Genomic DNA, 13,153 nt, shown 5'->3' with positions numbered 1-13,153 from the left:
GACCCGGCCGGCGTCGTCGCTCCGGCGCCCGCCCGCGCGTCACCGGGCGGCGCGGAGCCCGGTCAGGCGCCGCCTTTGGCCCGGGCGGCGGTCTCGGCTTCCTGGGCCGCCTTCTCTTTCTCCACCTCGTCCAGCGCCGCATCGGCCGAGATTTCGCCGCGGGTTTTCAAGGTTTCTTCCAGGTTGCCCACCTGAAGCAAGTCCCCTTCGTTCACCGTCTGCTGGCCCAGCGTGATCACCAGCGTGTCGTCGTTGATTCCGGAGAGGACCTCGGTGTAGTTGCTGTCTTCCAGGCCCGTTTCAACCTCCACGCGGGCGGCAACCCACTCGGGCGTGTCCGTGGTCGCGGGCGCCGCGGCACCGCCTTCGGCGGCGGCCGGGGCCTCCGCGGCCTGGGCCGACGCCGCGCCGCGCTGCGCCACCATGACGTAGCGCCGGGCGTTCTCTTCGACGATCGCATCCTTGGGCACCACCAGCACATCCGTGTGGGTGTCCATCACCAGGCTGTAGCGGGCGAAGGCCGCTTCGCGGAGGTATTCGTGATCGCTGGGGTCGAAATCGAGCACGACCTTCACCGAGCCCGTCTGGGCGTCCACACCGGGGTTGATACGGCGGACTTTCGCCACAAATTCCCGGTCGCCCGAGGAATCGATGGTCACCCGGGCTTCCTGGCCCAGTTTCAGGCGGGGCAGGCTGCGCTCCGTAACGAAGATGGGCAGAATGAAGGACGAGGGATCCACAATGCTGAACACGGGCATCCCCGTGCTGACGAGCATGCCCGCCTGAAGTTTGCGGTGGGTGACGACGCCGGAGATGGGCGCGCGGATCGTCAGGTAGGTCAATTGCACTTCCTGCATCTCCAGGGAGGCCTGCGCCTGCTCAAAGGCCGACTTGGCGTTGTCCTTCTCCGCCTCGCTGAAAATACCCTGCTTCCAGCCATTCTCCGTGCGCCGGTAGATATTCTCCTGGTGCTTCACATTGACGCGGGACTGCTGGATATTGACCTGCATCTCCGCCTTGTCGATCTCGGCCAGCACCTGATCCTTCTCCACATGATCGCCCTCCTCCACCAGAATCTCCATACAATGCCCCGTACCCTTGGCCAGTACCTCCACCTGCCGCTCGGCGGTGATGTTCCCCGTTTCGGTCAGATATTCGGAGATGTCGCGGCGCTCGGGCTTCGAAGCCTCCACCAGAAAGGGGTTCCGGGCGGGCTTCTCCGCGTTCAAGGCGCTGACCGTGCCTTTTTCCGACTGGTTGCAACCAGCCAGGCCCGCAAGCATGGCGGTGCCAAGAATCCAGCACAAGGTCTTTCGCATGGGAGAATCATTTCCTTTCGTCTACGACGCCGGAGCGCGGGGAGCGTTGGTCTCGGTGGCGGGGGGAGCGGCCTGCCGCACAACGCTGGGGCCGTTAAGGGTCGCCACACCATACCTGCGCGCGCGGCCTTTATTACGCGAACCGCGGCGGATACCACCACCACTCGGGCGGTACCCGCAGTACTGTGGCGGGGCTGTTACAGGGGGCGCGCCCCCGATAGTGAGGCGCTGGAATTTCCCCATTATACCAGTCCGGACTTCAAAGTGTGCAATCGGTGGGTGTGATTTCTTATGATGGTTCTCATTGGGGAATGAACAGGTAAATTGCCGTATAATATATTGTTGACACTGAACTGTGAAAATGGCATGATGCCAACATGAATCGTGGTGCCTGATTGGACCAGTGGGATCCGCCGTAATATACAACCGTCGCGGAAGCAAGGAGTCTGTTGCATGTTTGTGAATCGGGGTAGTGTAACTCGTTTGATGTTAGCCGCTTGTCTGACGGCCATCCTCGCCGGATGCCCCTGGAAGGGGGATAACGGCCTGGCCCTGCTGCTGACACCGCAGGTTCTGAACTTCGAGGCCGACCAGGACACCCTCACCTTTCAGGTGCACCGCAATTTAACCAATTCGCCGGTGGAGCCCGTGGTCGTTTCGAGCAATCAGCCCTGGATCATTCCCCAACTGTGCACCGACTCGGCGGACAATTGCCTCGGCGTTGGCATTGTTGATCGCCTTCTGGTGCCCGTCCGCGTTGATCGCAATCTGATGCTGCTGGGCACGAACCGGGGCGAAATCATCGTTCGCACGGGCGGCGCGGCGGATCAGAAGATCACGGTCTACGCGGAGGATATGCTCCAGGTCGACTTCCGGGTGAACAACCGCCGCCCCGCCGTGGGCCAGGCGGTAACCTTCGAAGACGCCAGCGAGAAAACCGATGCGGCGGGCGATGTGGTTTCGCGGCTCTGGGAGTTCGGCGACGGCAACACCAGCACGGCGACCGACCCGATCCACGTTTACAGCACGCCGGGACTCTACAGCATCACACTGACGGTGACGACCGCCAACGGCGAAGAGACGATCCGCAAGGCCGCGTGGGTCACCGTGGGCAGCCCCGCGCCCGTGGTGGACTTCGAAGCGAGCACAACCAATATTTACGAGGGTGAATCGGTCACCTTTACCGACCTCTCCATCGCCCCCACCGAACCCGTCACCGGCGTCTTGTGGAACTTCGGCGATGGCCGCACCAGCACCGAATCCCGCCCGACCCACCAGTACACGGAGCCCGGCGTATTTACGGTCAGCCTGACGGTCAACACGGCCAACGGCAGCAGCACCGAATCCAAGACGAATCTTATCGTGGTGCAGCGCAAGCTTGCCCCGATTGCCCGGATCGCCGTCAACCCCTCCAGCCCCGTCGCCCTGACGACGGCGCGCTTCTCGGACATTTCCGACGCGGGTTCGGCGGAGATTCAGCAGTGGTTCTGGGATTTTGGCGACGGCGCGACGAGCCGGGTACAGAATCCGACCCATACCTTCGCCGCCGGTGGCGACTATGAGGTGTCCCTTTATGTGGTTTCGGCCCACGGCAGCAGCACGGTGACCACGACGGTTACCGTGGTTACGGTTCCGCCCACGGCCGCATTCAGCGTGAGCGACAGGACGCCCTTCATCCTGACGGAAGTCCAGTTCACCAACGGCTCCCTGGCGGGCTCCGCGCCCATCGAGCAGTACCTCTGGGAATTCGGCGACGGCTCCAGCAGCACACAGCAGAACCCGACCCACACCTACAACAGCGCGGGCCCCTTCAATGTGCGGCTGACGGTCGTCAGCGATCACGGCTCCGACACGGCCACCGAAGTGGTTACCGTGTCCTTCCAGCCCCCGACGGCCAATTTCTCCGGCGCGCCCCGCAGTCCCAGTGTGGGCCAGGCGGTTCAGTTCCAGGACCTTTCCATCCCCGGCACCGCGGCGGTGAACCAGTGGCTGTGGGACTTCGGCGATCCGGACAGTGGCGACGACAACCTGAGTATTCTCCAGAATCCGTCCCACACGTACAACGCGCCGGGCTTCTACACCGTCACCCTGACGGTGCGTACCCCGGTGACGACGGACAACTCGGACACGGAAACGAAGACGTCGTACATTCAGGTGGTCCAGGCCCCCACGCCCGCGTTCTCCTTCAGCACGACCAATCCCGACCGCCCGGACATCGTCCAGTTCGCGAATGAAACTGTGGCCGGCAGCGAACCCAGTTCCAGCTATGTCTACCTCTGGAACTTCGGCGACCCCACGAGCATCGCCAACACGAGCACCTCGGAGAATCCGACCCACGAGTTCACCACGGCCGGAAACTTCACGGTGACGCTGACCGTTCAGACGGGCACCCGGGAAGTCACGACGTCTCAGGTGGTCACCATCGTCTTCGACCCGCCGACGGTTGACTTCTCCGTGGAAACGGACGAGGACACGCCGCGCGAGGATGTGCTGGAAGACGGCGCCCTGACGACGGACTCGCTCCAGTTCACGAGCCTGATTACGCCCGGCACGGAAACGGAAGCGGCGGACTTCTCCTATGCCTGGGACTTCGGCGACGGCGAATCCAGCACGCTGGAAGAACCGACCCACACCTATGCGAACAGCGGCACCTACACCGTGGTCTTCACGGTCACCACGCCGACCAGCGTGACCACCGCAACCCACGATGTGGCCATCGACGAACCGCCCGTACCCGATTTCAGTGCGATCCCCCGCATTGCGACCCGGGACACGGCCATCCAGTTCTTCGACCAGTCGGACGACACCAACAGCCAGCCGATTGAAGGCCGCCTGTGGGAGTTTGGTGATGGATTCATCGCGACGGGCGAGAATCCGACCCACGCCTATGAAACCGCTGGAATCTACGACGTCACCCTGACGCTGGACTTCACCCACGCCATCACGGGTGCGCCCATGTCCATCGCGGAAACGAAGGAAGATTTCATCCAGATCAATCCGTAAGTTCCAGGCAATCTGATCCGGCGCCCCCGCCCCAGGCGGGGGCGCCTTTTTTATGACGGCGCCCCGGCCCGGTGTGCGATGTAAAGACCGTCCCAACATTGACTTGCCCGAACCACGCATGCTATCATCCTCGGGTTTGTGCCCAATGTCGGGCCGCGCGCTTTGAACCGTGCGCGATGACCCGGCGCGAGGCGCGCTTTCCTGATGCCCCGCGCGCGGGGAAAACCTGAGCAATGAGAGGATGCACCATGACCAAGATGAAGATCGGTTTGGTCGGGTGTGGCAATATCGGCGCCGACATCTGCATCGCCCTTCATAAAGGGGGGATTCCGGCGGAAGTCGTGGCGCTGACGGATGTGGATCCGGACCGAGCCGCCGTGCTGGTGCGCACCTTTCAGCTCAATGCCCGAATCTGCACGCTGGACGAACTGGCGGAGCAGGTCGATTTTATTGTAGAATGCGCGGTTGCCAGCGTCGTAAAGGACGTCCTGGAAGTGGCGATTCGCCACCACAAGGACTGTCTTGTCATGAGCGTGGGCGGCCTGATGGCGCTCCCGGACGAGATCGAACGGGCGAAGCAGAGCGGAATACAGGTACGGATACCTTCGGGCGCCCTGTGCGGCCTGGACGGAATCCGCGCCGCCATGGAAGGCGGCCTGCATATGGTCACGCTGACCACGCGCAAGCCGCCGGAAGGATTGGCCGGCGCGCCCTATCTCATTGAGAACAATATAGATATTAGTAACCTGACCGAGCCCAGAGTCGTCTTTGAAGGCAATGCTCTGGAAGCGGTGAAAGCCTTTCCGGCCAACGTGAACGTGGCCGGCGCGCTGAGTCTGATGGGTATCGGGCCGAAGGAGACGCGGGTTTGCGTCATCGCCGATCCGAACGCGACGCGGAACAGCCACGAAGTGGATGCCGAGGGCGCCTTTGGGAGCCTGAAGGCGATAACGATCAATCTGCCGTCGCCGCGCAATGCGAAATCGAGCTATCTGGCGTCGCTTTCGGCGAGCGCGGAACTCCGGGTGGCCGCAACGGCGTTTTGCCGGCAGTTTAAAGAGTCCTGATAAGAAACGGGCCGCTTTCGCGGTCGCGGTGAGTGCATAAAGTAGGGCATGATTCGACCCCCTGGGGTGGACAGGCCCCCAGGAAACGTGGAGCATGACCCCTGCGCGCCATAGCGGCCCGCGGGCATCGTTAAGAATGGAGATTAACCATGTACGCTGTAGTGGTTACAGGCGGAAAGCAGTATAAGGTTGCCGAAGGCGACCGGCTGCGGGTGGAAAAGCTGGATGGTCCCGTCGGCGGCCAGATTGAACTGGGCAAGGTCTGCCTGCTGGTGAACGGCAACGGCATCACGGCCGAACCGGGCGCGCTCAGCAGCGCGCGCGTCATTGCCGAGATCACCGACGAAGGCAAGCGCAAGAAAATCCGCGTCTTCAAGAAGAAGCGCCGGAAAGGCTACATGCGCACCCAGGGCCACCGCCAGTTGTTCACCGAAATCATGATTCGCGAAATCAAAGCATAAGGGAGAGGTTTCTCAATGGCACACAAGAAAGCAGGCGGCAGTTCCCGCAACGGTCGCGACAGTGAGTCCAAACGCCTTGGTGTAAAACTCTACGGCGGCCAGAAGGCCATCGCGGGCAATATCATCGTTCGCCAGCGCGGCACCAAGTTTGCCGCGGGCAAGAACTGCGGCCTCGGCAAGGATCATACCCTTTTTGCCCTCGCCGACGGTGTGGTGCAGTTCCGGTTCTTCAAGAAAGGCCGGCAGTGCGTTGATATCGTACCGGCGGCCGAATAACGGCCGGCAGCACCGGCAGCCATGTTTGTAGATCGCGTCCGAATTAAAGTTATCGGTGGCCATGGCGGCGACGGGTGCTGCAGTTTCAGAAAAGAAGCATACGTCCCCCTCGGCGGCCCCGATGGCGGAGACGGAGGAAAAGGCGGCGATATTTATATCGCTGCCTCTTCTCGTTATACCTCCCTCATGGACCTGCGTTTCCATCCCCTTTGGAAGGGGAACCGCGGCCTTCACGGCAAAGGAAAGTGCCTGCACGGTCGGGGCGGCGACGACATCATCCTGGCGGTGCCCTGCGGCACCATGGTCCACGATCCGGAGACGGGTGAACTGCTGGCCGACCTGACGGAGGAAGGGCAGTCCTTTCGCGTGAGCCGGGGCGGCAAGGGGGGCAAGGGCAACACGCGTTTCAAGACCTCGGCCAACAAGGCGCCCCGCTTCGCAGAGCGCGGCGAGCCGGGTGAGGAGCGCGAGTATGTGCTGGAACTCAAGCTGATCGCGGAAGTGGGTTTCGTCGGCCTGCCCAATGCCGGCAAGTCCACCCTGCTCTCCGCCATCTCGGCGGCGACGCCGAAGATCGGCAATTACCCCTTCACCACCATAACGCCCAATCTCGGTATCGTCCAATTGAGCGACCACCGCACCCTGGCGGTGGCGGATATCCCCGGCATTATCGAGGGCGCGGCGGAGGGCAAGGGCCTGGGGCTCGATTTCCTGCGCCACATCGAGCGCACGCGGGTCCTCCTTTTCCTGATCGATCTGGGGGATGGCGATCCCGTGGAGACGCTGGAAACGCTGAAGAGCGAACTTCGCCAGCACAGTGAAGTCTTCGAAAGCCGTCCGGCGGTCTACGCCCTGAACAAGTCCGACATCACCGAAAACCGGAAGCGCTATGAAGAAGTGAAGGACGCCTTCCCCAATGCGCACTTGATTTCCGGAGCCACGGGCGAGGGCATTCCCGCCCTGCTCGAACACCTCTGGACGGAGGTGGAAGCGGCCCGCAACGCGGAGCTCTATGGCGAGAAAGCGCCGGAGCCGGAGCGCGAATACACCTACGAAGCGCCCTACGACGTCATCCGGATCAAGGGCGGCTTCCGTATCGAGGGCGAACGCCCCGTGCGCGCCGTGCGCATGACCGACTTCGGCAATCCCGAAGGGGCCGAGCACCTCCAAAAGGTGCTGGAGAAGATGGGCATTTTCCGGGCCCTGAAGCGCCTCGGCGCGGAAGAGGGCCAGTCCATCTTCATCGGCGATCTGGAACTTGAGTATCACCCGGACTAAGGGCCATACTAGCGCCCGCAGCGACCTGTTAATCTCGGCCCTGAGAAGCATCGACTCCTATGAAATTTGATCCCGACGCCCTGGAAACTCTCGTCATCAAGATCGGAACCAGCCTCTTGAGCGGGCGTCGCGCCTTCGAAGGCCACGTGATGGAGTCGGTCGTCAAGGAGATCTGCGCCCTCAAGAAGGACCACCGGATCAACGTGTTGATCGTGAGTTCGGGCGCCATCGGCTGCGGAATGAACACCCTCAAGATGACCGAGCGCCCCTCGGCCCTGCCCGACAAGCAGGCCGTCGCAGCCGTGGGCCAGGCCACGCTGATGCACTACTATGAGACCCTCTTCATGACCTATGGCGAGGGGCTCCACACGGCCCAGGTCCTCCTCACCCTGCGCGATCTCGACCTGCGCGACAGCTACCTGAATGTCCGCAACACGATCAAGAACCTCTTCAACATGAAGAGTATCATCCCCATCGTGAACGAAAACGACTCCACCGCCGTGGAGCAATTGCGCTTCGGGGACAACGACACCCTCTCCGCCAAGATCGCGGCGAAGCTCAATGCCGGACTTCTGATTATTCTCAGCGATATCGACGGGCTCTACGCGGGCAATCCCCAGAAGAATCCCGATGCGCCCCATATTCCCGAAGTCGAGGAAATCACGCCCGAAATCATTCAGTACGCCGGCGGCGCGGGCACCCTCACCGGCACGGGCGGCATGCGCACCAAACTCGACGCCGCGCGGATCGCTTTCGCGGCGGGCGTCCCCACCATCATCACCAACGGCCACACGCCCAACGTGCTTCACGGCGTACTCTCGGGCGAGGCCCGTTGCACCCACTTCAAACCGGCCGAGTCCGCCCTCTCCCACCGCAAACGCTGGATTGCCTTCGGCCGCACGGCCCAGGGCACGCTGAAAATCGACCGGGGCGCCTGCGACGCCATACAGACCCACGGCAAGAGCCTTCTTTCCGCCGGTATCACCGATTCCACGGGCCACTTCCACGTGGGCGACGCGGTGGAGATCCGGGGCGAAGACGGGGGCCTCATCGCGCGGGCGCTGGTAAACTATTCGAGCGAGGACCTGCGGAAGATCATGGGGCGCCAGAGCCACGAGATCGCGGGAATTCTCGGGGCGAAGCTCTACGACGAAGTTGTACACCGCGACAATCTCGTGCTGATTTAGCCGTCCTTCCACCTGCCCTCTGCCCCTTACCCTTCCGCCCGCGCGCCAGTTGCCATGGTGTTTCGCCGGCGCCTCTCGCCTGCCGCCGTCGCCGCACTGGAAATAGGGTAAAAATCCATTAATAGGTGAGCAATTTGTTTTATAATCGGAATTAGGGTAGCATACGGAGTATGCAAGGCAAAGGAGTAGCAGTGTGACTTGCCAACCAGTCAACTGGACCGAGGGCACCCTCAGCATCATCGATCAGACGCTCCTGCCTGGAGAACTGCGCTGGATCGAGCTGGCTTCCGTGACGGATGTATGGGATGCCATCACGCAACTCAAGGTGCGCGGTGCGCCGGCCATTGGCATCTGCGCGGCCTTTGGCGTGCTCGTGGGCCTGGCGGAGCGGCAGCCGGAGAGCCTGGCGGCATCGCGGACGGCGGTGGCGGAAGTTGCCCGGAGCCTCGCTGGTTCCCGCCCGACGGCGGTCAACCTCTTCTGGGCGCTTGCGCGTATGGAGCGCCGGGCAACCTCGGTGGCGGACAACGCGACGCCTGCGGCGTTCTTCGAGGCGCTCGAAGCGGAGGCGCTCGCAATTCTTGCCGAAGACCTCGAACAGTGCCGCCGCATCGGCCAGTTTGGGGCCCACCTGGTGCACGAGGGCGCGGGCGTACTCACCCACTGCAATGCGGGCGCCCTGGCGACGGGCGGCCTGGGTACGGCCCTCTCCGTGCTGTACCAGGCGAAATCGGAAGGGCGAAATTTTCATGTTTTTGCCGATGAAACCCGGCCCCTGTTGCAGGGCGCGCGGTTGACGGCGTGGGAGTTGCACCGGGCGGGAATCGACACGACGCTGATATGCGACAATGCGGCGGCGCAGGTCATGCGCGAAGGCCGGGTCGATCTGGTGATCGTGGGCGCGGACCGCATCGCGGCCAATGGCGATACGGCGAACAAGATCGGTACCTACGGGCTGGCGGTGCTGGCGGAGGCCCACGATATCCCCCTGTATGTGGCGGCGCCGACCTCCACGCTGGACGGAACGCTGACCGACGGCGAAGCTATTCCGATTGAAGAGCGGGCCGCGGAGGAGGTAACCCATGGATTCGGCCGGTCCACGGCGCCCGAGGGTATTTCGGTGTACAATCCCGCCTTTGATGTGACGCCCGCGGCGCTGATAGCGGGTATAATCACTGAGTACGGGATTGTAACCCCGCCTTACGATATCAGTTTGAGCCGGATATTCCGGCGCCTCGACACGACCTGAAGGATACCGCCGGCCTCCATGTACGAGTCCCTCGCAAACCATGTGATGAATCTGCCCAGGGAAAAGGTTTCCGAACTTTTCCTGGACGACATCGCTCTATGCGCGGCCTGGTATGAATCGCACCACGACAACCCGGAAGTCCAGGAGTCCTACAAATTGCTCCGCCAGATCTTTGATATCTGGGTCACGGAGGTCAAGGCCCCCCGAACGGATACGATGGGCTACCGCCAGCAGCCCCTTTCGCGCGCGCTGATCAAGGAGCTTTCCGAAGGCAACGTAACGCGGCTGGAGCGGGACGAGCTCGACTTTCTCTCCTTTGCCGCGGGCCTGGCCCGACGGAGCGGCAAGCTGGATCTCTTCCGGCGGACGATGGGCTGCCTTGCGCCCCACACGCGGGATATCGAGCATGCGCGCAAACACAAACCGGTCATACCCGGATGTCCCGCCCTGCACCGCCGCCTCGCCGTACTTTCGGCGGAGGAACTAAAGTCGGCGGAAATGCGTGATGTTCGCACCTTCGGGGGGATCAATCATCCCATCCGCGGGCCGGTGTGCATGCGGGAAGGCGATCTCCTGATTCTTTCGGATGTGCCCCCGGATTGCACGGTGGTGGTGGACAAGGGCAGTTGCTATGTCCGGGGCGATGTCCAGGGCAACGTGGCGACAACGGTCGGCTGCGAGATCATGGGGAATCTCGCGGGGGTCGTGGTGGCGCGGCGGGGCAGCGTGGGCGCGAAGGATATTCTCAATCAGGCCACGGTGATCTCCAAGGAGAATTCGGTGCGGGCGATGGCCGCCGAAAACCCGCGAATGATATTCGCGGCGCGGGAGATCGAAATCACCGGCAACGCCATCGGAGGCCGTTACTTCGGCCGGAAGATCACGGTGGGAGGCGACTTTGTCGGCGGCGAACTTTTCGCGACCGAGTGGGCGGAGGCCGCGAATTTTGTGTGCACGGAAGAGCGCAACATCAACATCTGCCTGCTGCGTGGTCTGAGTTGCCAGGACTACGGCGAAGTGCTCACCCTCGAATCCGGGCGCATGCTGAATTCCGCCATGAAACTTCGCCAGCGCCTCGCGAATGTGGAAGAGCTTATCGAAATCACGGAACGCGAGGCGGACAACCTGGCGGGCAACGTGTTGATGTATATCCTGGGGGAGGAAAGTACGAAGGAGCAGGTCCACCATGTGGAGAAGCTCCGGCGCAAACTCTCCTTTCTGGAGCGGCTGCTTTCCGGGATCCGATCGGTGATGGTGGCGGCGGAGGATCGCCTGAACCTGATGGCCTCCATGAAGGGCAACGGCGCGGAGGCGTCGAGCGGCTCGGCGGAGGAGCAGGCGACGCTGGATGATCTGCGCCGGGAGTTGACCATGCTCTCCAACGAGGGCAGCATCGACACCGAATTGCAGGCGGACAAGGAGGAAGTGCTCTATCTGGGCCGCAAGTTGCAACGAAAGGGCCTGGCGCCGCAGGGGGTGGAGCAGGTGCTCTCACGGCTGCTGGCCAAGTGCGACGAGGTCCAGGAGAAGTTCGACGCGCTGGCCCAGGCGATCGCCCGGGACGAGCAGGAGATCGAGCGGGCCATGGGCCGGGCCGCGCTGCTGGAACGGGCGAAGGCGGAGTGCTCCCGAGTCGAAATGCTGCGCCAGCTTCTGGCGGCGGCGCGCAAACGGCCCGATGCGGATCTATTCAAGATGCGGGCCAACGACCGTTATGTGAAGGTGCTGCTCCGGACCATGGAAATCCGCATGTCGCGCGTGACGGGCTACCTGGCGAGCTGCCGTGAGATCGCGGCCCGCATTGAGGAACTCCGGGAGCGCCTGTGGACGGAGTACATGGTGTCCCTGCCCGATCACGTGCTGCAGGGTTGGGCGGTGGGCGGCGCGCGCGCGCGCGGCTGTTTCACGCCCGGCATCGTCATTTGCGCCTGGCGCCACCTGCTGGACGAAGAGAAGGGCATGGGCCGGAGCCGGATCGTCACAAAGGCCTGGGAGAACGGCATTCCCGCGCGCCAGACCTATCTGCGCACGGAGAAGAGCACCATCGAGACGCTGGGCGAGCCCGAGCCGCTGATGATCAGCGGATCCATCAACGTTTGACCCCTCTTTCGGGCCATACCTGCCTTGGGCAGCCGCAGGCCGCAAGCAAGAACTTTCCCACAGATTTACACAGATCCGTGGGACGTTGCAGGCCTGTATTTCTTGCACGCGAAGGCGCAACGTTCCGAGCGGGGCAAGTTCAGTCGGGAATCGCCTCGATTGCAGCAAGAATCTCAGGCGCGTGAAGCTTATGGTTCGTCCGGTTTGAGGGTACTTTTCGCGTTTGTTGCAAGGCGCGCCATGATTTACGCTCAAGTTATCGAGGAAGTTCTTGGCCCCGGAGGGGTCGCGGAACTTAGCCCAGCCCAGATGCCGAGGCATCATTCGGCCTCAACGGGTATTTGTCTTGGCCCCGGAGGGGCTGAGGAACTTAGTTCGCCGCGGCGAATGGAGCCTAAGCGGAACCCTGAGTATGAAGCAATAAGAATTTCAAACCCCCGAAGGGGGTGGCGGAAAAATCGCAACGCAAAATATTACCGGTACATCGTCCGATATGCTCGCGTAGCGTGATTGTCTGAACGTGTCCCAATCGCTATATCTTGACTGCCTTGGCGGGTTTTCCGTCACCCCCTTCGGGGGTTAGCTGTTATTATTGGCCCCGATCCCAGGGTTTCGCTCGTACCTCGCTCACCCTGGGCTAAGTTCCTCAGCCCCTCCGGGGCAAAAACGAAAACGAATACGGATTAGGCGCGGCGACTGGCCCTTGAGCCGAATCCCTGATTGTCAATGAAGCAGAACATAACACAACACACAAACAATTCTCAGTCAAATGGAAATGCACCCTCAAACCGGATGAACCTTTATTTCCTGGAGATCCGATTGCGATCCTGAGAAGACGTCCATTTCATGAGTCGAATCCCGGTTCATTATTCGTGTGGATTCGTGTCCATTCGTGGTTCAGATCTTCCTAATGCAGCAAGCAACGTGTCGATGAATCTGCCGGTAACGCGAAATGTACGCTCGAACCGGATGATCCAGTATTTTGGTTGCGGCCAACGGCTGCTCTGAAGCCTTCGTGGTGAAACGTTCGGTTGCGGGTGGAGCCCGCGCTACGATGATCGGCGTGAAACTTTCCACTTTCCATGCCGTGCGGGTCGGGTGCCGGGCCACATGCGCCTCTACGCGCGCCGTGGTCCGTGTCGAAACTCTTTGAAAATGTCCCCCTGCTAACTCTTTGAAAATGTCCCCATACTGTGGATCTCGGAAAGGAGGT

General features: G+C 62.0%; 9 protein-coding genes. 8 read left to right on the top strand and 1 reads right to left on the bottom strand.

Annotated features, from left to right (window positions below; genetic code table 11):
- Positions 1-62 precede the first annotated feature (62 nt).
- Positions 63-1,319, bottom strand: a complete 1,257-nt coding sequence (locus JNK74_23325; protein ID MBL7649119.1) for an efflux RND transporter periplasmic adaptor subunit — start codon at positions 1,317-1,319, stop codon at positions 63-65.
- A 453-nt stretch (positions 1,320-1,772) separates the two neighbouring features.
- On the opposite strand from JNK74_23325, the gene JNK74_23320 reads away from it, so the two are divergent.
- The 8 genes from JNK74_23320 (at position 1,773) to JNK74_23285 (ending at position 11,940) form a co-directional block, all read left to right on the top strand.
- Entirely contained in the window at positions 1,773-4,322 is a 2,550-nt protein-coding gene (locus JNK74_23320; protein MBL7649118.1) for a PKD domain-containing protein, read from the top strand.
- 248 nt (positions 4,323-4,570) lie between these two features.
- A complete protein-coding gene (locus JNK74_23315) occupies positions 4,571-5,389 on the top strand; it encodes a DUF108 domain-containing protein (GenBank protein ID MBL7649117.1) in 819 nt (272 codons plus the stop codon).
- Positions 5,390-5,538: 149 nt separating this feature from the next.
- Complete coding sequence (gene rplU, locus JNK74_23310) at positions 5,539-5,850, top strand: 50S ribosomal protein L21 (GenBank protein ID MBL7649116.1); 312 nt, start codon at positions 5,539-5,541, stop codon at positions 5,848-5,850.
- Between the two features lie 15 nt (positions 5,851-5,865).
- Positions 5,866-6,126 (top strand): 50S ribosomal protein L27, encoded by a 261-nt coding sequence (rpmA, locus tag JNK74_23305; GenBank protein MBL7649115.1) that lies wholly within the window; start codon positions 5,866-5,868, stop codon positions 6,124-6,126.
- A 21-nt stretch (positions 6,127-6,147) separates the two neighbouring features.
- The gene (obgE, locus tag JNK74_23300) at positions 6,148-7,404 is read left to right on the top strand and encodes a GTPase ObgE (protein MBL7649114.1); all 1,257 of its coding nucleotides are present in this window, start codon (positions 6,148-6,150) and stop codon (positions 7,402-7,404) included.
- A gap of 59 nt (positions 7,405-7,463) precedes the next feature.
- A complete protein-coding gene (proB, locus tag JNK74_23295) occupies positions 7,464-8,591 on the top strand; it encodes a glutamate 5-kinase (protein MBL7649113.1) in 1,128 nt (375 codons plus the stop codon).
- 193 nt (positions 8,592-8,784) lie between these two features.
- Positions 8,785-9,840 (top strand): S-methyl-5-thioribose-1-phosphate isomerase, encoded by a 1,056-nt coding sequence (mtnA, locus tag JNK74_23290; GenBank protein ID MBL7649112.1) that lies wholly within the window; start codon positions 8,785-8,787, stop codon positions 9,838-9,840.
- An 18-nt stretch (positions 9,841-9,858) separates the two neighbouring features.
- Entirely contained in the window at positions 9,859-11,940 is a 2,082-nt protein-coding gene (locus JNK74_23285) for a hypothetical protein (GenBank protein ID MBL7649111.1), read from the top strand.
- The last annotated feature ends 1,213 nt before the right edge of the window (positions 11,941-13,153 follow it).

It is taken from the genome of Candidatus Hydrogenedentota bacterium (assembly GCA_016791475.1).
Classification (GTDB): domain Bacteria; phylum Hydrogenedentota; class Hydrogenedentia; order Hydrogenedentales; family JAEUWI01; genus JAEUWI01.
The sequence above is the reverse complement of the archived record's forward strand: the minus strand, read 5'-3'. Positions and strand labels throughout refer to the sequence as shown.